Source organism: Asanoa sp. NPDC050611, from assembly GCF_040654855.1.
Taxonomy (GTDB): domain Bacteria; phylum Actinomycetota; class Actinomycetes; order Mycobacteriales; family Micromonosporaceae; genus Asanoa.
On the sequence record NZ_JBFAIU010000038.1, the window covers coordinates 16,924 to 35,017 of the forward strand.

General features: G+C 72.4%; 18 protein-coding genes. 9 read left to right on the forward strand and 9 right to left on the reverse strand.

Features of this window, described 5'->3' with window-relative positions; all coding sequences use genetic code 11:
• Positions 1 to 18: 18 nt before the first annotated feature.
• Genes AB0H87_RS08930 through AB0H87_RS08945 form a run of 4 tightly spaced genes read left to right on the forward strand, consistent with a single transcriptional unit; the run spans position 19 to position 4,461 of the window.
• Positions 19 to 1,698 carry a hypothetical protein gene (locus tag AB0H87_RS08930; protein WP_360141873.1) on the forward strand — a complete coding sequence of 560 codons (1,680 nt, stop codon included), beginning with the start codon at positions 19 to 21 and terminating at the stop codon, positions 1,696 to 1,698.
• Complete coding sequence (locus AB0H87_RS08935; protein WP_360141875.1) at positions 1,695 to 2,792, forward strand: Gfo/Idh/MocA family oxidoreductase; 1,098 nt, start codon at positions 1,695 to 1,697, stop codon at positions 2,790 to 2,792. Before AB0H87_RS08930 ends, AB0H87_RS08935 begins: the two co-directional genes overlap by 4 nt.
• Positions 2,789 to 3,691 carry a PmoA family protein gene (locus AB0H87_RS08940; RefSeq protein ID WP_360141877.1) on the forward strand — a complete coding sequence of 301 codons (903 nt, stop codon included), beginning with the start codon at positions 2,789 to 2,791 and terminating at the stop codon, positions 3,689 to 3,691. The genes AB0H87_RS08935 and AB0H87_RS08940 overlap by 4 nt, the downstream gene beginning before the upstream one ends.
• Positions 3,688 to 4,461 (forward strand): cupin, encoded by a 774-nt coding sequence (locus AB0H87_RS08945; RefSeq protein ID WP_360141879.1) that lies wholly within the window; start codon positions 3,688 to 3,690, stop codon positions 4,459 to 4,461. Before AB0H87_RS08940 ends, AB0H87_RS08945 begins: the two co-directional genes overlap by 4 nt.
• Here the strand turns inward: AB0H87_RS08945 and AB0H87_RS08950 are convergent.
• Complete coding sequence (locus AB0H87_RS08950; RefSeq protein WP_360141881.1) at positions 4,371 to 5,576, reverse strand: glycosyltransferase; 1,206 nt, start codon at positions 5,574 to 5,576, stop codon at positions 4,371 to 4,373. The genes AB0H87_RS08945 and AB0H87_RS08950 overlap by 91 nt on opposite strands.
• Positions 5,577 to 5,823: 247 nt before the next feature.
• Between AB0H87_RS08950 and AB0H87_RS08955 the strand changes: the two genes are divergently transcribed.
• The 3 genes from AB0H87_RS08955 to AB0H87_RS08965 all read left to right on the forward strand — a co-directional run bounded on the left by AB0H87_RS08955 (position 5,824) and on the right by AB0H87_RS08965 (position 7,777).
• Positions 5,824 to 6,789: a YihY/virulence factor BrkB family protein gene (locus AB0H87_RS08955; RefSeq protein ID WP_360141883.1), complete on the forward strand. Its 966-nt coding sequence runs from the start codon at positions 5,824 to 5,826 to the stop codon at positions 6,787 to 6,789.
• A 66-nt stretch (positions 6,790 to 6,855) separates the two neighbouring features.
• Positions 6,856 to 7,266, forward strand: a complete 411-nt coding sequence (locus AB0H87_RS08960) for a DUF2795 domain-containing protein (RefSeq protein ID WP_360141885.1) — start codon at positions 6,856 to 6,858, stop codon at positions 7,264 to 7,266.
• Positions 7,267 to 7,315: 49 nt separating this feature from the next.
• Positions 7,316 to 7,777, forward strand: coding sequence for an SRPBCC family protein (locus AB0H87_RS08965; RefSeq protein WP_360141887.1), 462 nt, complete (start codon positions 7,316 to 7,318; stop codon positions 7,775 to 7,777).
• A 31-nt stretch (positions 7,778 to 7,808) separates the two neighbouring features.
• Here AB0H87_RS08965 and AB0H87_RS08970 read toward each other — a convergent pair whose 3' ends face one another.
• From AB0H87_RS08970 to AB0H87_RS08985, 4 genes are read right to left on the reverse strand one after another with little or no spacing between them, the layout of a single operon-like run.
• On the reverse strand, positions 7,809 to 8,570 hold the full coding sequence (locus AB0H87_RS08970; RefSeq protein WP_360141889.1) for an ABC transporter ATP-binding protein: 762 nt from the start codon (positions 8,568 to 8,570) through the stop codon (positions 7,809 to 7,811).
• Positions 8,567 to 9,328: a cobalt ECF transporter T component CbiQ gene (gene cbiQ / locus AB0H87_RS08975; RefSeq protein WP_360141891.1), complete on the reverse strand. Its 762-nt coding sequence runs from the start codon at positions 9,326 to 9,328 to the stop codon at positions 8,567 to 8,569. Before cbiQ ends, AB0H87_RS08970 begins: the two co-directional genes overlap by 4 nt.
• The gene (locus tag AB0H87_RS08980; protein WP_360141893.1) at positions 9,328 to 9,708 is read right to left on the reverse strand and encodes a PDGLE domain-containing protein; all 381 of its coding nucleotides are present in this window, start codon (positions 9,706 to 9,708) and stop codon (positions 9,328 to 9,330) included. Before AB0H87_RS08980 ends, cbiQ begins: the two co-directional genes overlap by 1 nt.
• Positions 9,705 to 10,424: an energy-coupling factor ABC transporter permease gene (locus tag AB0H87_RS08985; protein WP_360141895.1), complete on the reverse strand. Its 720-nt coding sequence runs from the start codon at positions 10,422 to 10,424 to the stop codon at positions 9,705 to 9,707. Before AB0H87_RS08985 ends, AB0H87_RS08980 begins: the two co-directional genes overlap by 4 nt.
• Positions 10,425 to 10,714: 290 nt before the next feature.
• On the opposite strand from AB0H87_RS08985, the gene AB0H87_RS08990 reads away from it, so the two are divergent.
• Positions 10,715 to 11,902, forward strand: a complete 1,188-nt coding sequence (locus AB0H87_RS08990) for a glycoside hydrolase domain-containing protein (RefSeq protein ID WP_360141909.1) — start codon at positions 10,715 to 10,717, stop codon at positions 11,900 to 11,902.
• Here AB0H87_RS08990 and pcaD read toward each other — a convergent pair.
• From pcaD to AB0H87_RS09010, 4 genes are read right to left on the reverse strand one after another with little or no spacing between them, the layout of a single operon-like run.
• Positions 11,889 to 12,638 carry a 3-oxoadipate enol-lactonase gene (pcaD, locus tag AB0H87_RS08995; protein ID WP_360141897.1) on the reverse strand — a complete coding sequence of 250 codons (750 nt, stop codon included), beginning with the start codon at positions 12,636 to 12,638 and terminating at the stop codon, positions 11,889 to 11,891. The two genes, AB0H87_RS08990 and pcaD, sit on opposite strands and share 14 nt — an antisense overlap.
• A 1-nt stretch (position 12,639) precedes the next feature.
• Positions 12,640 to 13,143 (reverse strand): hypothetical protein, encoded by a 504-nt coding sequence (locus AB0H87_RS09000; RefSeq protein WP_360141899.1) that lies wholly within the window; start codon positions 13,141 to 13,143, stop codon positions 12,640 to 12,642.
• A 58-nt stretch (positions 13,144 to 13,201) separates the two neighbouring features.
• Positions 13,202 to 14,842 carry an ATP-dependent DNA helicase RecQ gene (locus tag AB0H87_RS09005; RefSeq protein WP_360141901.1) on the reverse strand — a complete coding sequence of 547 codons (1,641 nt, stop codon included), beginning with the start codon at positions 14,840 to 14,842 and terminating at the stop codon, positions 13,202 to 13,204.
• 39 nt (positions 14,843 to 14,881) lie between these two features.
• Positions 14,882 to 15,835, reverse strand: coding sequence for a TIGR03557 family F420-dependent LLM class oxidoreductase (locus AB0H87_RS09010; protein ID WP_360141903.1), 954 nt, complete (start codon positions 15,833 to 15,835; stop codon positions 14,882 to 14,884).
• Positions 15,836 to 16,145: 310 nt separating this feature from the next.
• Here AB0H87_RS09010 and AB0H87_RS09015 point away from each other — a divergent pair, with 310 nt between their 5' ends.
• Positions 16,146 to 17,633, forward strand: coding sequence for a glycoside hydrolase family 3 protein (locus tag AB0H87_RS09015; RefSeq protein WP_360141905.1), 1,488 nt, complete (start codon positions 16,146 to 16,148; stop codon positions 17,631 to 17,633).
• Positions 17,634 to 18,094: the final 461 nt, after the last annotated feature.

Sequence of the window (18,094 nt, forward strand, 5' to 3'; positions counted from 1 at the left end):
ACAGCGAGGAGACCCCGGATGAGCCACAGCTACCTGCACAGGCCCGTCAACCGCCGCACGCTTCTCTCCGGCGCCGCCGCGCTGGCCACCGGCTCGCTGCTGGCCGGCTGCGGCGGCGACGACGGCGGCGCCAACGACAACAGCGCCGCGAACAACCAGAGCGTCAAGCTGCCGTCGTACGTGCCGTCCACCGCCGTCAAACCCGACCTGCCCGGCAACGCGAACGGGCTGCTCAACGCGTTCCTCGCCTACCCGAGCCCGCCGCCAAAGCAGTTCACCGGGCCGCCGTTGAGCGGCGGCACCGTCTCGGCGTTCGTGCTCACCGGCTCGCCGGTGCCGCCGCCGAAGGGCAACAACCCGTTCTGGCAGGCGCTCGACCGGGAGCTGGGCGTCGACCTGCAGCTCACGATCACGCCCAGCGCGGAGATGGCCACCAAGTTCTCCACCCTGATCACCGGCGACGACCTGCCGGACCTGATCGTGCCCGCGCTGTTCCTGCCCAACGGCGTGCCCGCCGGCATCGGCAACCTGCCACAGTGGATGGCCACGAAATGCACCGACCTGACGCCGTTCCTGGCCGGTGACGCGGTCAACGAATATCCGAACCTGGCCAACATCCCGAGCGCGGCGTGGCGGCAGTGCGTCTACAACGGCGGCATCTACGGCGTGCCGGTGCACCGCGGCGTCGCCGGCACCCTGATGTTCCGCCGGGACGACGTCATCGCCAAGCTCGGCGTGGACCCGGACCCGAAGAGCTTCGCCGAGTTCCGCGATTTCTGCGTCAAGGTGACCGACGCCAAGGCCAACCGCTGGGCGATCGTCAACGCCGGCGGGCTCATGCACCTGGTGCAGCAGATGGTCGGCGCGCCCAACGGCTGGCGCTGGGACGGCAGCAAGCTGACCAACGTCGTGGAGACCGAGGAGTTCCGCAAGGCACTGTCCGATGTGGTCGAGCTGTACAAGGCCGGCGTCGTGCACCCGGACAGCTTCGCCAACAACGCGCCGACGAAGCGCTGGTTCAACGCCGGCGAGGCGCTCCTCACCGCCGACCGTTACACCGCCTGGCCCCAGTACTACGCCGAGAACATCGCCGGGCCGGAGTTCAAGATCAGCGGCATGCGGCCGCCGAAGTACGACGGAGGCGGTTTCGCGCCGACGTGGCAGTCCAGCGCCGGCTCCATCAACAACTTCACCGTGTTCAAGAAGGCCGACGAGGGCCGGACCCGCGACCTGCTCAAGCTCTGCAACTACCTGGCAGCCCCGTTCGGGACCGCGGAGTGGCTGTTCCGGCGCTACGGGCAGGAGGGCACGCACTACAAGATGGAGAACGGCGGGCCCGTCTCGACCCAGGCCGGCGCCAGCCAGACCGTGCTGGGCGTCCGCTACATCGTCGACGCGCCCGACACCATCTTCATCCCGGGCCGTCCGGAGGCGACCCAGTCGTCGTACGACTACCAGAAGGCGATCATCGACACCTCGGTGCCGGACCCGGTGGTGGCCAACGGCCTGTTCTCCGACGAGTGGTCGCGCAAGCAGCCGACGCTCGGCCAGCTCGTGCTCAACGGCCAGAACGACATCATCGCCGGTCGCCAGCAGCTCAGCCACCTCGACGAGGTGATCAGCAACTGGCGCTCGCAGGGCGGCGACAAGGTCCGCGCGGAGTTCACCGAGCAGCTGCAGAAGTCCGGCATCCGATGAAGGTCGCCCTCGTCGGCACCGGCACCATCGCCAGGATCCACGCCGAGGCCCTCCGCGGCCTCGGCGACCGGGTGGACCTCGTGGCCGGCGTCGACGTCGACGGGTCGCTGGCCCGCAGCTTCTGCCGGACGCACGGGATCCCGCACGCCGGCACCGACCTGGCCCGCGTGCTGGAGCGGACCCGACCGGACCTCGTGCACGTCTGCACCCCGCCGGGCGCGCACCTGGAAGCGGCCCGCACCGCGCTGGCGTACGGCGCGCACGTGCTGGTCGAGAAGCCGCCGACGCTGACGCTGCGCGAGTTCGCGGAGCTGGAGGCCGCGGCCGGCCACAGTGGACGGCACGTGGCGACCGTGTTCCAGCACCGGTTCGGCTCGGGCGCCCGCCGGCTCCGGGCGCTGCACGACGCGGGCGTCCTCGGCCGGCCGCTGCTGGCCGTCTGCCACACCACCTGGTACCGCTCGCAGGAGTACTTCGACGTGCCGTGGCGCGGCCGGTGGGACACCGAGGGCGGCGGGCCGACGATGGGACACGGCATCCACCAGATGGACCTCCTGCTGGCGATCCTCGGCGACTGGACGCAGGTCGCGGCGCTCGCCCGGCGGCAGGCCCGGGACGTCGACACCGAGGACCTCTCGCTGGCCCACGTGAGCTTCGCCAACGGCTGCGTCGCCAGCGTGGTCAACAGCGTGCTCTCCCCGCGCGAGCAGAGCTACCTGCGGTTCGACTTCGCCCGGGCCACGGTCGAGCTGACCCACCTCTACGGCTACGGCGAGGACGCCTGGCGGGTGACCCCGGTGTCCGGGCACGAGGAGGCGGTGCTCAGCGCCTGGCACGGCGGCGAGCGCGGCGTGCCGAGCGGCCACCGGGCCCAGTTCGCCGCCGTGCTCGACGCGCTCGAGGCGGGCGGGCGGCCGCCGGTCACGCTCGCCGAGGCCCGCCGCACGATGCGGCTCGTGGCCGCCGTCTACGCGTCGGCGTTCACCGGCCGGCCGGTCGGGCCGGGCGACCTCGGGCCGGGATCGCCGTTCCACGAACGGATGCAGGGCGGCGGCCCACCCTGGCGGATCGTCGCGCGACAGGAGGTGGCATGAGCACGGGCACCGAGCCGGCCCGCGTCGGGCTCGGGCTGACCCACGAGCACGACCGGGCGCTGCGGGTCACCTGGGGCGACCGGGAGCTGTTCCGCTACGTCTACCGGCCGTGGGACGAACAGCGCGAGTCGCCCCGGCCGTACCTCCATCCGATGTGGACTCTCGACGGCCGGCCGGTCAGCCTCTACCGCCCGCACGACCACGTCTGGCACAAGGGCATGTCGCTCGCGCTGGCCAACGTGGGCGCCGACAACTTCTGGGGCGGGCCGACCTACCTACGCCCCTACGGTGGGTATGCCCAGCTGCCCAACAACGGCGCGCAGCTGCACGACGGCTTCACGAAGCTGTCGGCGGCGGCGGACCGGATCGCCGTGGCGGAGCAGCTCACCTGGGTCGCACAAGACGGCCGGCACGTGTTCGCGGAGGAGCGCGGCCTCGACGTCACCGCCCTGCCGGAGGACGGTGCCTGGCAGCTCGACCTGACGACCGCGTTGCGCAACATCGGCGACACCGAGCTGGCGATCGGCAGCCCGGAGACGGAGGGCCGGGCGGGCGCGGCGTACAGCGGCCTGTTCTGGCGCGGCCCGCGCAGCTTCAGCGGCGGCACCGTGCGCATCCCGGACGCGGAGGGCACCGACGAGCTCAACGGCGCGCGGGCGCCGTGGATGGCGTTCACCGGCCGCCACGACGGTGACGGCGAGCAGTCGACCCTGCTCATGGCCGACCACACCGGACCGACCGCGTGGTTCGTCCGCAGCGAGGTCTACGCGGTGCTCTGCCCGGCCGCGTTCGCCGAGGTGCGGCGGGTCGGCCCGGGGGAGACGCTGACCCTGCGCTACCGGGTCGTCGTCGCCGACGGCGACCTCGACCACAAGACCTGCGCAAGGCTCGCGGCATGACGCTGTTCCCGGGCGGCACGGGCGTCACCCACCTGGCCGTGTACGACTGGACGGGCCCGGACGGCCTGCCCGGCGGGTCGGCACACGTGCACCTGGTCTGCACCGAGGGCTACGTGGTGCTCGAGGGCCGTGGCCGCCTGCAGACGCTCGGCGCGGACGGCTTCGCGGAGACGCCGCTCGCGCCGCTGACCGTCGCCTGGTTCGCACCCGGCGTCGTGCACCGGCTGGTCAACGACGGCGGCCTGAAGATCCTCGTGGTGATGCAGAACGCGGGCCTGCCGGAGGCCGGCGACGCGGTGCTCACGTTCCCGCCCGCGCACCTGGCCGACCCGGCGAGCTATGCGGCGGCCGCCACCCTGCCGTCCGACGACCCGGCCGGCGGGGCCCGGCGCCGCAAGGACCTGGCCGTCGACGGCTTCCTGCGCCTGCGGGCGGCGGTCGAGCGCGACGGCCCCGACGCCCTGGCCGAGTTCTACGCCCGGGCGGCGGACCTGGTCCGCACGAACCTGCCGGGGTGGCGCGACCGCTGGCGCGACGGCCCGCTGGCCGCGGCGACCGCCACCGGCGACCACCTCGACCGGCTGGCCGAGGGCGGCTTCCACCACCTGCACGACGGGCGCCTGACGGTGCTCGGCCCACCACCGGAGCACGGCTACGGCATGTGCGGCCGCCTGACCACCTACGCGACCGCGCCGCTGGGTCGGGTGCGCATGCCGGCCAGGGCCGCGTACACCGACGACAGCTGTGCCGCCACGCGCTTCCAGGAGTAGACCTGGCGGGCGCGGTCGATGGCCGCCGTGGCGTAGGCCAGGTGGCGGACCGGGTCGCCCAGGAGGCGGCGGATCGCCGTGCCCAGCGCCCGCGGGTCGCGCGGCGCGACCAGGTCACCCGTCAGGCCCTCGACGACCGTCTCCGCGATGCCGCCCACCGCCGTGCCGACCACCGGCACGCCGCAGGCCATCGCCTCCAGCGGGCTCAGGCCGAACGGCTCGTACCAGGGTGCGGCCACCAGCAGGTCCGCGGAGCGGTACCACTGTGGCATCTCCCGGCGCGGCACCGAGCCGATCAGATGGACCCGGTCGGCCACGTCGTAGCGGTCGGCCAGCTCGCGCAGCGACCGCGCACCGGGATCCTCGGCGAGCCCGGCCGCCGGCGGTCCGCCGACCACCACGCACTCGGCGTCGGGCACCAGCCGCAGCGCGGAGATCACGTCCTGGTGGCCCTTGCGCGGCGTGAGCGCGCCCACCGAGAGCACCCGGCGCCGCGGGCCGCGGGCCGCGCCCGGGCCTTCCGGCTGGAACAGCTCGTCGTCGACGCCACCGGGGATCAGCACGAGGCGCGACCGTGGCACGCCCATCCGGACGAGTTCCCGCAGCTCGTCCTGGCTCTGCGCGACCACCTGGTCGACCGCCCGCCCGAGCACCCGCTCGTAGCCGATCCGCTGCGGGGGCCCGCTGAACACGTCGTTGCGCCGGGCCGCCGTCGCCAGCTCGTGGTAGGACTGCACGACCGGCACCCCGGTCTGGCGCCCGGCCGTCACCGCGGCCAGCCCGCTCGTCCAGAAGTGGGCGTGCGCGACCGCGGGCGTCCAGTCGTCGCCGCGCCAGCGGTCGACGAGCCAACGGGAGAAATCCTTCGTGTACGGGAGCAGCTCGCTGTCCGACAGCGGCCGGGCCGGCCCCGCGGGCACCCTGACCACCGCCACGCCGTCGCCGCCGAACTCGGTCGACGCCGCGGCGGACTCGGCCACCCGGCGCGTGTAGACGCGGACCTCGTGGCCCGCGGCCGCGAGCGCGGTCGACAGGTCGCCGACGTAGGCACCGCGACCGCCGCTCGCCACCCCGTCGGACGGGTCCGCGTGCTCGGAGATCATCGCGATGCGCATGCGTTCATCCTCTCGCGCCGAACTGACGTACCCGTGCAAGTCTGGTCTTTCCCGGCGATTCCGCCCGGTGACATCCACCTCACCAGGGCTCAGTGGTTTCCGGTCGGTGACGCGCTAAACATCACCAGTACGCCGCGTACCAGCGCCACCGGCACGTTTGCCGAACGACAACAGTGGGTACGAACGCCCGCGCTCGCAGTGACGCCCCATCGGGCAGACGCCGGGGGCCGGCTTGGAAGGCGGACGCATGGCGACCACGGCCGGTCTCGACTTCGACCCGGCGGCCCTGCCGCGGCGGCTCCGGCAGCTCCACTGGCGCACCTGGCGCGGCGTGCTGGTGCGGGCCGGCAAGGGCTTCGTCAAGGACAACTGCTCGGACTGGGCCGCCAGCCTGACCTACTACACGGTGCTGGCGCTGTTCCCGTCGGCGATCGTGGTGGTCGCGCTGGTCAACCTGGTCTCGCAGGGCGACCGCACGGTCGACACGGTGATCGGCCTGCTGCGCGACATGGGTGCCGCCTCACTGGTCGACAACGACGGTGTGATCTCGGCGATCAAGCAGGTCGTCGGGCAGAAGAGCGCGGCCGGCGTGCTGCTCAGCTTCGGTCTGTTGACCGCGATCTGGTCGGCCTCCGGTTACGTCGGCGGCTTCACCCGGGCGTCCAACGCGATCTACGGAGTCGAGGAGGGCCGGCCGGTCTGGAAGCTGCGGCCGCTGCAGATCCTGCTCACGATGGCCGCGCTGGTGCTGCTGGCCCTGGTGGCGCTCGCGCTGATCGTCAGCGGGCCGGTGACCACCGTGCTCGGCGACCGGCTCGGCCTGGGTGAGGCACCCCGGCTGGCCTGGACGGTCGCCAAGTGGCCGGTGCTCGTGCTGATCGCCATGCTGCTGCTCGCGCTGCTGTTCTGGATCGCGCCCAACGTGCGGCAGCCCCGGTTCCGGTGGCTCACCGTGGGCGGCTTCGTCACGCTGCTGGCGATCGGGCTGGCCTCGTTCGGCTTCGGCCTCTACGTGGCCAACTTCGACTCCTACGACAAGACGTACGGCAGCCTCGGTGCGGTCATCGCGTTCCTGGTCTGGGTCTACCTGGTCAACTCCGCGGTGATGTTCGGCGTCGAGGTCAACGCGGAGGTCCAGCGCGGCCGGGAGCTGCAGGCCGGGGCCGACCAGGTCGACGACCCGGTGCTGCCGCCGCGCGAGCCCGCGGACTGAGGCCCGTGGGGTGGAAGGTTCCGCTGCGCCGGTTTAGGCATCGGGCCCGTGGGTAGCCCAAAACGCATGGAACGGGGCAACGCTAAGCACAGTGCTCGTGTCGACGACGAGCTCGCGCACGAGGTCGACGGGATCGTGAAGGGCACCGCCGGTGGGCGGGCCGAGGAGTTCCGGGAGGCCGAGCCGGCCGGCGAGGACCAACCGGAATCCAGCATGGTGCCGGAGGGCGACGACGGTACGGGCGTTCCGCAGGGGATGACGCCCGAGGAGGTCGAGCTGCGCAGTCGGTTCGGCCGCTACATCAACCGGTCGGCGCTGCCGGGTGACCGGGACCGCCTGCGCGCGGACGCCGAGCAGAACGAGGCGCCCGACGACGTGCTGGCCGAGATCGACCGGCTCCCCACCGGAGTCCGGTTCCAGACGGTGTCCGAGGCCTGGGCCGCGCTCGGACACCACAACGAGACACAACGCTGGTGACCGTCCGCCCAGGCGCGGAAACCGGCAGACAGAGGAGGTATCAAGCCACATGGGTGGCGTGACCAAGTCCGTCGACGTCGCGGTGCCGGTGCGCACCGCGTACAACCAATGGACCCAGTTCGAGGAGTTCCCCCGCTTCATGGAGGGGGTCCAGGAGATCCGTCAGCTCGACGACCGCACCACGCACTGGAAGACCGAGATCGCCGGTGTGAAGCGGGAGTTCGACGCGAAGATCACCGAACAGCTGCCGGACGAGCGGGTCGCCTGGACCTCGGTGGGCGGCACGAAGCAGTCCGGAGTGGTGACGTTCCACCGGCTCGACGCCGAACACACGCGGGTGACCGCGCAGATGGAGTTCGAGCCGGACGGCATGCTCGAGAAGGCCGGCGAGAAGCTCCACGTGGTGGACCGCCGGGTCGAGGGTGACCTCAAGCGGTTCAAGGAGTTCATCGAGAGCCGCGGCGCCGAGACAGGTGGCTGGCGCGGCGAAGTGAACCGGCCGACGCCGTGAGTGCAGGGGAGCCCGCAAGGGCTCCCCTTTCTCATCGGGCGAACGCCGGGTCGAAGCCGAACGGCAGCTCCAGGCGGTGGCCGCGCATCAGCTCCGGGTCGCGGAGCAGGTCGACCGTCTTTCCGTCGGCCGCGATCCGGCCCTCGTCGAGGATCACCGAGCGGGGGCACAGCTCCAGCGCGTACGGGAGATCGTGCGTGACCATCAGCACGGTCACCGGCAGCGACCGCAGGATCTCCGCCAGCTCCCGGCGGCTCGCCGGGTCCAGGTTGGACGACGGCTCGTCGAGCACCAGGATCTCCGGCCGCATCGCGAGCACGGTGGCCACCGCGACCCGGCGGCGCTGGCCGAACGACAGGTGGTGCGGCACCTGGTCGCGGTGCGCGGTCATGTCGACGGCGGCCAGCGCCTCGTCGACCCGCTCGCGCAGCTCGGCACCGCGCAGCCCGAGGTTGGCGGGGCCGAACCCGACGTCCTCGGCCACGGTCGGCATGAAGAGCTGGTCGTCCGGGTCCTGGAAGACGATGCCGACCCGGCGGCGGATCTCCGCGATGCCGGCCCGGTCGCTCGGGTCGACGGTCAGCCCGGCCACGTCGACCGAGCCGGAGCCGGAGCCCGAACCCGCGTGCAGGATCCCGTTGAGGTGCAGCACGAGCGTGGTCTTGCCGGCGCCGTTGGGCCCGAGCAGCGCGACCCGCTCGCCGGCACCGACGGTCAGGTCGACGCCGTGCAGCACCTCCCGCCCGTCGGGGTAGGCGAAGTGCAGGTCACTGACCGTCAGGGAGGCCGTCATGCCAGCACCGCCGCGAGCGCGATGATGCCGGCCGCGACCGGCAGGGTGGCCGAGCGGGCCCAGTCCGCGGTGGTGGCGCCCGGTCCGTCGGGGCGGGGGAGCCGGCCGCTGTAGCCGCGGGAAACCATCGCCAGGTAGACCCGCTCGCCGCGCTCGTACGAGCGGATGAACAGCGCCCCGACGCCGACGGCGAACGCCTTGACCTGCCAGAGGAACCGCGGGTCGTAGCCGCGCGAGAGCCGCGCCACGCGCATCCGGCGGGCGTCGTCGAAGAGGATGTCGAGGTATCGAAGCATGAACGTCGCGATCTGGGTGAAGACCTGCGGGCAGCGTAGCCGGTCCAGGCCGAGGATCAGGTCACGGGTCGTGGTGGTCGCGGCCAGCAGCAGCGACGCGAGGACGCCCAGCGTGCCCTTGGCGAAAATGTTCCACGCGCCGTGCAGGCCGTCGATCGACAGCGACATGCCGAGCCACTCGGTCCGCTCGCCGTGCCCCGCGAACGGCAGCGCGATCGCGAGGAGCACGAACGGCAGCTCGATCGTCGCCCGCTTGGCCAGCCACAGGGGCGGGACCTTGGCGAGGACCAGCACCCCCACGAGAAGCAGGAGGTAGCCGGCGAAGGCCACGAACTTCTCGCGGGGGGTGATCACGACGACGATGGTGAACAGCAGGGTTGCCACGATCTTCACCTCGGCCGGCAGCCGGTGGATCCGGCTGTCGTGGTCGAGGTGCAGCGGATGAGCGTGTCCCGCGCCCATCAGGCGCTCGCGCTCCCGGCGGCCGAGTCGGTCTTCTCCTCGTGGTGGCCGCGCCGGCGGACCAGCCAGAAGACGCCGCCACCGATCGCGAACGTGACCGCGACGCCGAGCACGCCGGACAGGCCGGTCGACAGGAACTCGTTGTCGATGCCCTTGATGCCGTAGTCGGCCAGCGGGCTGTCCTTGAGCTGGTGGTCCTGCTCCTGCTGGGCCATGCAGGTGCCGCCGGTGATGTTGTCGTCGGCGTCGAACGTGCACCCCTTGCGGGCGGCGGCGTCGAGGCCGTCCGGGCTCGACGAGGCGAAGCTGGACACGACGCCCGCGAGCAGGGCGGCGATCAGCAGGCCGCCGGCGATGAACCAACCGATGCGCTTCTTCATGCCTGGGCTCCCACGGTCGTCTGCGCGGCCTTGGTCGCCACCGGGCGGGCGGTGCGGAACCGGCGCAGCGCGTACACCAGGTCGGGTCGGATGCGGGCGACCGTCGCGACGGTGACACCCGCGATCAGGCCCTCGCCGATGCCGATCAGGACGTGCGCGCCGGCCATCGTGCCCGCGATGGTCGTCATCGAGAGCTGGGTCGTGCCGCCGAGCGCGTATTCCAGGACGAACGCCTGCGACGCGACGACCACGCTGACGATCGAGGCGACGAACGCGGTGACCGCGACGCCACGCGGCGTCTTCGGCAGGATCCGCAGCAACCCGGCGACCAGCAGGTAGCCGGCCGCGGTGCCGATCACCGCCATGTTGGTGATGTTGAGGCCGAGCGCGGTCAGGCCGCCGTCGGCGAAGAGCAGGCACTGGATGATCAGCACGGTCGAGACGCAGAGCGCGCCGACCCAGGGGCCGACCAGGACCACCGCGAGCGTGCCGCCGAGCAGGTGGCCGGAGACGCCGGGCAGCACCTGGAAGTTGAGCATCTGGACCGCGAAGATGAAGGCCGCGACGAGGCCGGCCATCGGGGCCAGCCGGTCGTCGAGGTCGGCACGTCCGCGCCACACACAGATCGCCAGCGCCGCCGCCGCGATGGCGGCGAAGACCGCCGACACCTGAGCGTTGACGATGCCGTTGGCGATGTGCATCGCCACACCGTTCATGGACCCCTCCCCGAGGCGATCGAGCCGCCGGTAGCATATTGCGCCACTCCGGTTATTGCCTAGAGTTTGCAACAAGGAGTCCACCACGCTGCCGCGACCAAGGTCAACGCGGTCGGCTGACAGTTGGATCGCTCGAAAGCCGCTGTTCACGCGCAGCGCTTCGCCATATCTATCCTCGTCCATGAATTTGTGATAGAAACTTTCACGTCATGCGTGGCTGACGTAGGAAATCTTCCTGGGCTGGGAGTTCGCCGATGCGTAAGACCGTGGCGTTGTTGGTGGGAACCTTCATGACGGCGGTGGCGTCCCTGGCGGTGCCGGAGGTGGCGGTGGCGGCCGTCGCGCCGCAGCCGGGGACGTTCGTCGGGCGTGGGTTCGACACCTGCACGGCGCCCGCGCAGTCCGCGATGAACGCCTGGCGGGCCAGTTCGCCCTATCGGGCCGTGGGCATCTACATCAGCGGGGCCAGCCGGTCCTGTGCCCAGCCCAACCTGACCGCCACCTGGGTCAGCAACCAGGTCGCCAACGGGTGGCGGTTGATTCCGATCGAGCTGGGCTACCAGGCGCCGTGCGGCACGCGTACGCCGAAGATGTCCGCGAACCCGGCCACCGCCCGCACGCAGGGCGGGACGGCCGCCGACAGTGCCGTCAGCGCCGCCCAGGCGTTGGGGATCGGGGCCGGGAGCACGATCTACAACGACGTGGAGCACTACCCGTCGAACGCGTCCTGCAAGGCGGCGGTGCTCTCGTTCCTGTCCGGCTGGACCGAGCGGCTGCACACCCGCGGTTATCTGGCCGGGGTCTACTCCAGCGGGTCGTCCGGCATCAAGGACGTGTGCGACGCCTACGACGACCCGGCGTACACGCGGCTCGACCAGATCTGGATCGCCTGGTGGAACGGCGTCGCCGACACGGACGGCGGGAGCTACTGCGCCGACGACCGCTACGCCGACCACCAGCGGCTGCACCAGTACGCCGGTGAGGTGACCGAGACCTGGGGCGGCGTGACGATCCGGATCGACCGCAACTATCTCGACGTGAGCAACGCGGCCGGGCCGCCGCCGGGCCAGGAGTGGAGCGTCACGCTCGACAACTCGTCGGCCGGGTTCGCGGCCGGCGCCAACTGGGGCACCTCGGCCTTCTCCGCGCAGCGGTTCGGCGCCGACTACCGGTTCGCCAACCCCGTCTCGGCCAGCGACGTCGCCTGGTACGCGGCCACCACGCCGGCGACCGACACGTACGCGGTCGACGTCTGGTACCCGGCGGACGCGGGCTACAACAACCAGGCGCCCTACATCGTGGCGACGACGACCGGCAACCAGTCGGTCGTGGTCAACCAGCGGTCCGGCGGCGGGCAGTGGGTGCCGCTCGGCGTCTTCACGCTGCCGGCCGGCGCGGGCAACAAGGTGGGCGTGAGCCGCTGGACGAGCGGCACGGGCTACGTCATCGCCGACGCGGTGCGGCTCACCCGCCTGTGAAGTGCCGGCGGAGCAGGTCGCTGACCTGTTCCGCGCGCTCGACGCTGGCGAGGTGTGCGGCGTCCGGCAGCACGACCAGGCGAGCGCCGATGCCGTCCACAATGGTCCGCGCGTGGGGCTCGGGTGGCGTGGCGGCGTCGGCTGCGCCCGCGATCACGAGGGTGGGCGCGGTGATCCGGCCGAGCGCCGGGCGCAGGTCCATCCCCGCGATGGCCGCGCAGCAGGCGGCATAGCCGGCCGGGTCGTTGGCGACCAGCGCCTTGTGGAACGTCGCCACCTCGTCCGGCGGGAATGCCGGCGTGAACCAGCGGGCCACCACCGCGTCGGCGACGGCGCTCATCCCTTCGGCGCGCACGGTCGCCGCGCGCCGGTGCCAGCCGGACGCGGGTGGCATGTGCGCCGATGTGCAGAGCAGCGCCAGCCGGTCGATCCGCTCCGGCGCGTGGGCGGCCAGCCACATCCCGACCATGCCGCCCAGCGACAACCCCGCGTAGTGGACCTGTCGCAGCCCGAGGTGGTCGAGCAGCTCGAGCACGTCCCGGCCCAGATCCTCGATGGCGTACGGGCCGGGCGGCACCGGGGAGGCGCCGTGTCCACGATGGTCGTACGCGACGACCCGGAACTCCGTGCTCAGCGCGGCGATCTGGGGCGCCCACATCGCGCGCGTGGTGCCGAGCGAGCTGCCCAGCACCACGACCGGCGCCGCGGGCGGCCCGGCCACCTCGTGCGCGAGCATCTCAGTCGTTGAGCACCGAGGCGAGCCGGTCGCGGAACGCGCGCTCCGTGTCGGTGACCACGTCGCCGCCCACGCCGAGGATGCCGCCCGACGGCGCCGCCGTCACGACCTGCTCCGCGATCGTCACGAGCCAGTGCTTGTAGGCGCCGGCCTCGCCCTCGCTCGCCTTCGCGGTCAGCAGCTCGGCCGCCGAGCGGGCCCGGCCCAGCACGTCGTCGGCGTAGGCCTCGGGGTCGCTCGGCTCGATCGCCGGCAGCTCCTCGCCGGCCTCGGGGTCGCCCACCCGGGTGACCAGCTCGCCGGCCACGGCGGTGACCAGCGGGCTCGCCGACTCGCGGCCCTCGGCGATCGCTTCCAGGCCGGCGTGGTTCTCGGCCAGCGTGCGGCGGGTGCCGTCGTGTTCGGCCGCGCTCGCGGCGGTCAGCACCGACTGTGGCAGGCCGACGAGCAGGCCCCATTCGGAGTCGGAGAAGCCGAACTCGGTGAACACGGGAGAGTCGGTCACGATGGGACACCTTTCACTTCAAGCCGATACGGCGAGTCGAAAGCCAACGACAGCGTAGTCAACGCGGGTCGGCCACCAGCAGGCCCTGTTCCGAGACCACCGGCACCGACAGGGTCTTGTACCCGACCTCGTCGAACAGCACCGTCATCCGGTCGTCCTCGTAGCCCATCACCATGCCACTGCCCCACTCGGCGTGCCGGACGGTGCTGTGCACCGGGAACGGGCCGACGGCGCCGTTGTCGGGCTCGCCGCGGCCGGCCACGCAGTTGTCGCAGTGGCCGCAGACGTGGTTCATCTTCTCGCCGAAGTACGCCAGCAGCGCCTGGCCGCGACAGCCGCGCGCCTCCGCGTACCCCCGCATCATGTCGGTCCGCGACTTCTGCAGGCTCTGCTGCCGCTCGGCCTCCGCGACGGCGAGTGCGGCGACCTCGGCCGGCGGGGGTGCGTAGCGCGGGCTGGCCACCTTGCCGCCTGACCGGGTGACCGCACCACCCACCTGCTCCAGCAGCGCGACGAGCTGGCCCAGCTTGCGGGCGCCGAGCCCGGTGCGCTCGCGCAGCGCCGTCTTGGTGAGCGGCCCGTCGGCGCGCAGGACGGCGGCGAGGTCACGCAGCTCGTCGACGGCGGGCGTGGCACCGGTGAAATACCGTTGGAGGCCCTCGTCCTCGGCCCGCCAGAGCAGCAGCGTACGGGCGGACAGGCCGTCCCGGCCGGCGCGACCGATCTCCTGCAGGTAGCTGTCCGGCGAGTCCGGCAGCGCGACGTGCGCGACCCAGCGGATGTTGGGCTTGTCGATGCCCATCCCGAACGCGGACGTGGCCACCATGATCGGCACCTGGTCGGCCAGGAACTCCTCGTGCAGCGTCTCGCGGGCACCCGCCGCCATGCCGCCGTGGTAGTGCGCCGCCTTGTGGCCGGCCTCGCGCAGCCGCTCCGCGAGCTCCTCCGCACCGCGCCTGGTCGGCACGTAGACGATCCCCGGCGTCTCGCCCTCGGCCAGCAGCGCCTGCAGCCGGCGCCAGCGGTAGTCCTCGGTCGGGCAGTTCGTCGCCTCGAGGAACAGGTTGGGCCGGTCCAGCCCGTTGATGATCACCTTGGGCCGTTCGAGGCCGAGCCGGGCGACGATGTCGTCGCGCACCGGCGGCGACGCCGTGGCCGTCAGGGCCACCACCGGCGGGCGGCCGAGCTGCCTGATCACGTGGCCGAGCGCCAGGTAGTCCGGCCGGAAGTCGTGGCCCCAGGCGGAGATGCAGTGGGCCTCGTCGACCGCGACCAGTGAGGGCTTGAGCTTCTTGACCTGATCGAGGCGATCCGGGTCGGCGAGCTGCTCCGGGGTGATGAACAGGAACTCGGCGTGCCCGTCGCGCAGCGCTTCGAGGGCCGCCTCCCGCTGCTTCGGCGTCTCGGCGGACGAGATCCGGACGGCCTTCAGCGGTGCGGCGCCGCGCCGCTCCAGGCCGCCGATCTGGTCCTGCTGGAGGGCGAGCAGCGGGGAGATGACCAGGGTCGGGCCGGCCAGCTGGGTCGCCGGCACCTGGTAGAGCGCCGACTTGCCGGCGCCGGTGGGCATGATGGCGAGCACGTCGTGGCGGCGCAGGACCGCGCGCATCGCGTCGAGCTGACCCGGGCGCAGGGTCTTCCAACCGAACAGGTTTCGGGCGGCCCGCCGCAGGCGCAGGGAGGTGATCGTTGATTTCATCGCCGAGCCGCTCTACCCGGGCCGCCGTGCGCCGAAACGCTATCGGGACAGCTTCGGCAGCACCGAGGACGCGTACAGGTCGAAGAGCCCCTCGTAGTGCGGTCCGGTGTTGGCGACGTACACCTCGTCGAAACCGGCCTGCGCGTACGTGTCGATCATCTCCAGGTGCGCGCCGGCGTCGTTGCCGCAGACGAACGCCTCGGCCACCTTCTCCTCGGTGGCGAGCTGCGACGCCTGCTCGAAGTGCTTCGGCGTGGGCAGGATCTGCGACAGCTCGCCCGGCACGGCGCTGTTGGGCCACTTCTCGAACGCGATCCGGGCCCCCTCGGCGGCCGTCGCCGCGAACGCCGCCTTGAAGCCCGCCTGGGCCGGCTTGTCGCCGCCGCCGCTCTCGCGGAACTTCTTGACCAGGTCGGCGTCCGGGATCGTGCTGACGTAGCCGTCGCCGATCCGCCCGGCGACCTCGGCGGCCTTGGGGCCGAAGCCACTCACGTACACCGGTGGCGGTGTGTCGGGTCGGGTGTAGATCCGCGCGTTGCGCACCGTGTAGTGCGGGCCGCGGTGGGAGACCACGCCGCCCTGCCACAGCTCGCGCATCACGGCGACCGCCTCCTCGAGCATCTCGAGGCGCACGTCGGCCTCGGGCCAGTCGTCGCCGAGGATCTGCTCGTTGAGCGCCTCGCCACTGCCGACGCCGAGGGTGAACCGGCCCTCGTGCAGCACGGCGCTGGTCGCGGCCGCCTGGGCGACCACGGCCGGATGGATCCGGATCGTCGGGCAGGTCACCGCGGTGGTCACCGGCAGCGTGCAGACCTGGCTCAGGGCGCCGATCGTCGACCACACGAACGGGCTCTGCCCCTGCGCGTCGACCCACGGGTGGTAGTGGTCGGAGATCCACAGTGCCTGGAACCCGGCCTGTTGGGCGCCTTTGGCCTGGGCGATCAGCTCGGCGGGCGTGTACTCCTCCGAGGACAGGAAGTATCCGATGCGCATGGGGCGTCCGTACCCGTGCCGGGCAGGGTCAACCCTGCGTCATTTGAAGATCCGCCGGATCGCGTAGACGAGCACGAGCGCGCCGATGACGGCACCGAAGATCTGGACACCGGGTACGTCGTACCAACTCACGTTCTCCGCCGCCATGCGGGCACTCTAGCGCCGCCCGCCAACTGGAAAGTTTGTTGACTATTTCTGGGTCGGGTGTGACCATTTCGAGGACCGAGCTTGCTGAGCCGCCTGGACCTCCGGTCGGCGGAAACCAAGCAGCAGAAGGCCCGAAGCCTTGTTGATACGGGGGGATGCACCGATGACCGAGCCTGGCGGCGAACTGCTGCGGCTGGCCGCGACCGTTCTGCAGCCCGGGTTCGTGGGCACCACGCCGCCCGACTGGGTGCGCCGGTGGCTCGGGGAGGGCCTCGGCGGCGTGGCGCTGTTCGCCCGAAACGTCCGCGACCCGCAGCAGGTGGCCGCGCTGACCGCGGCGCTGCGCGCGGAACGCGCCGACGTGCTGGTCGCCGTCGACGAGGAGGCCGGCGACGTCACGCGGTTCGAGTCCCGCACCGGCAGCTCCCGGCCGGGCAACCTGGCCCTGGGCGCGGTCGACGACGTCGCGCTCACCCAGGAGGTGGCGCACGACCTGGGCCGCGAACTGGCCGCGGCGGGCGTCAACCTCGACTACGCGCCCGACGCGGACGTCAACAACAACCCCGACAACCCGGTCATCGGCGTACGCAGCTTCGGCGCCGACCCGGCCCTCGTCGCCCGCCACACCGCGGCGTGGATCGCGGGCCTCCAGGCCGCGGGCGTAGCGGCGTGTGCCAAGCACTTCCCGGGCCACGGCGACACGGCCGTCGACTCGCACCACGACCTGCCACGCATCCCGCGCGACCGGGCAGGCTTGGACGCGGTCGAACTACTCCCGTTCCGCGCGGCGATCGCCGCCGGCGTCCAGGCGGTGATGACGGGCCACCTGCTGGTCCCGGCCATCGACCCCACCCTGCCGGCGACCCTGAGCCGCTCGGTCCTCACCGGACTGCTGCGGGACGAGCTCGGCTTCGAAGGCGCCGTGATCACCGACGGCATGGAGATGCGCGGGCTGGTCGACCAGTTCGGCTTCGAGACAGCGGTCGTGGCGGCGCTGGCCGCGGGTGCGGACGCGATCTGCGTAGGCGGCGACAACGCGGACGAAGCAACGGCGGAGCGGCTGCGCGCGGCGATCGCGGGCGCGGTGGTTTCGGGGCAGCTCGCGGAGGACCGCCTGGTGGAGGCCGCGAAGCGGGTGGAACACCTGGCGGCGTGGGCAGCGACGGCCCGGGCGGCGTCGGCACCGGGCGCATGGCACGGCGCTTCCGGCTCGCCGGTGGGCCTGGCCGCGGCGCGCCGCGCGGTGAAGGTCGGCGGCTCGTCGCCGTCGCTGCCGCTCGCCGGACCGCCGCACGTGATCGAGCTGTCGCCGCCGGCGAACATGGCAGCGGGGACGGACACACCGTGGGGCTTGGCGGCGCCGCTGGCGGCCCTGCTACCCGGCACGACCACGGTCCGCCTGACGGAATCGGACGCCGCGGACGGCTCCATCCTGGCGGCCGCCGGCCGCCCGTTGGTCCTGGTGGTCCGCGACCTGCACCGCCACGCGTGGATGAGCACCCTGGTGGCGTCGGCCTTGTCCACCCGCCCGGACGCGGTGGTGGTGGAACTCGGGGTTCCGGCTGCGATCGTCGGCGCCACGCACATCGCCACCTACGGAGCGACCCGCTCCAGCGGCTTGGCCGCCGCGGAACTCCTGGCCGGCGCTTAGGTCCAGCCCGACCGCTGGCCTGGTGCCCGCGCTATCTCCACGGCCGGGCGCCACGAACCACCATCGGCCCACGACCAAGGGCTATCGATCGCGCAGCCCTCCCGCGGGCCACCTGCCACGTCGCACGTCCCTGGCCACGCGCGGCGGCCACGAGCCCTGACCACGACCACCGCCCAGCGAGGGCAAAGCAACGGCCTCGAGGCCCTCTGGCCACGGCCTCTGGCCACGGCTACGGCCACGGTCCCCGGCTTCCGGCTTCCGGCTTCCGGCTTCCGGCCTCCGGCCTCCGGCCTCCGGCCTCCCGCTTCCGGCCTCCGGCTTCCGGCCTCCGGCCTCCGGCCACGGCTTCCAGCCACGGCTTCCGGCCTCCGGCTTCCCGGCACGGGCCGCCGGGCCTCCGGCCACGGGCGCCGGGCCTCCGGCCACGGCTCTGGCCTCCGGCCTGCGGGCACGGGCGCCGG

Excerpts from the sequence above, each read along its gene's own strand:
- AB0H87_RS08930 (WP_360141873.1), top strand. The coding sequence starts at position 19 with ATGAGCCACAGCTACCTGCACAGGCCCGTCAACCGCCGCACGCTTCTC.
- AB0H87_RS08935 (WP_360141875.1), top strand. The coding sequence starts at position 1,695 with ATGAAGGTCGCCCTCGTCGGCACCGGCACCATCGCCAGGATCCACGCC.
- AB0H87_RS08940 (WP_360141877.1), top strand. The coding sequence starts at position 2,789 with ATGAGCACGGGCACCGAGCCGGCCCGCGTCGGGCTCGGGCTGACCCAC.
- AB0H87_RS08945 (WP_360141879.1), top strand. The coding sequence starts at position 3,688 with ATGACGCTGTTCCCGGGCGGCACGGGCGTCACCCACCTGGCCGTGTAC.
- AB0H87_RS08950 (WP_360141881.1), bottom strand. The coding sequence starts at position 5,576 with ATGCGCATCGCGATGATCTCCGAGCACGCGGACCCGTCCGACGGGGTG.
- AB0H87_RS08955 (WP_360141883.1), top strand. The coding sequence starts at position 5,824 with ATGGCGACCACGGCCGGTCTCGACTTCGACCCGGCGGCCCTGCCGCGG.
- AB0H87_RS08960 (WP_360141885.1), top strand. The coding sequence starts at position 6,856 with ATGGAACGGGGCAACGCTAAGCACAGTGCTCGTGTCGACGACGAGCTC.
- AB0H87_RS08965 (WP_360141887.1), top strand. The coding sequence starts at position 7,316 with ATGGGTGGCGTGACCAAGTCCGTCGACGTCGCGGTGCCGGTGCGCACC.
- AB0H87_RS08970 (WP_360141889.1), bottom strand. The coding sequence starts at position 8,570 with ATGACGGCCTCCCTGACGGTCAGTGACCTGCACTTCGCCTACCCCGAC.
- cbiQ (WP_360141891.1), bottom strand. The coding sequence starts at position 9,328 with ATGGGCGCGGGACACGCTCATCCGCTGCACCTCGACCACGACAGCCGG.
- AB0H87_RS08980 (WP_360141893.1), bottom strand. The coding sequence starts at position 9,708 with ATGAAGAAGCGCATCGGTTGGTTCATCGCCGGCGGCCTGCTGATCGCC.
- AB0H87_RS08985 (WP_360141895.1), bottom strand. The coding sequence starts at position 10,424 with ATGAACGGTGTGGCGATGCACATCGCCAACGGCATCGTCAACGCTCAG.
- AB0H87_RS08990 (WP_360141909.1), top strand. The coding sequence starts at position 10,715 with ATGACGGCGGTGGCGTCCCTGGCGGTGCCGGAGGTGGCGGTGGCGGCC.
- pcaD (WP_360141897.1), bottom strand. The coding sequence starts at position 12,638 with ATGCTCGCGCACGAGGTGGCCGGGCCGCCCGCGGCGCCGGTCGTGGTG.
- AB0H87_RS09005 (WP_360141901.1), bottom strand. The coding sequence starts at position 14,842 with ATGAAATCAACGATCACCTCCCTGCGCCTGCGGCGGGCCGCCCGAAAC.
- AB0H87_RS09010 (WP_360141903.1), bottom strand. The coding sequence starts at position 15,835 with ATGCGCATCGGATACTTCCTGTCCTCGGAGGAGTACACGCCCGCCGAG.
- AB0H87_RS09015 (WP_360141905.1), top strand. The coding sequence starts at position 16,146 with ATGACCGAGCCTGGCGGCGAACTGCTGCGGCTGGCCGCGACCGTTCTG.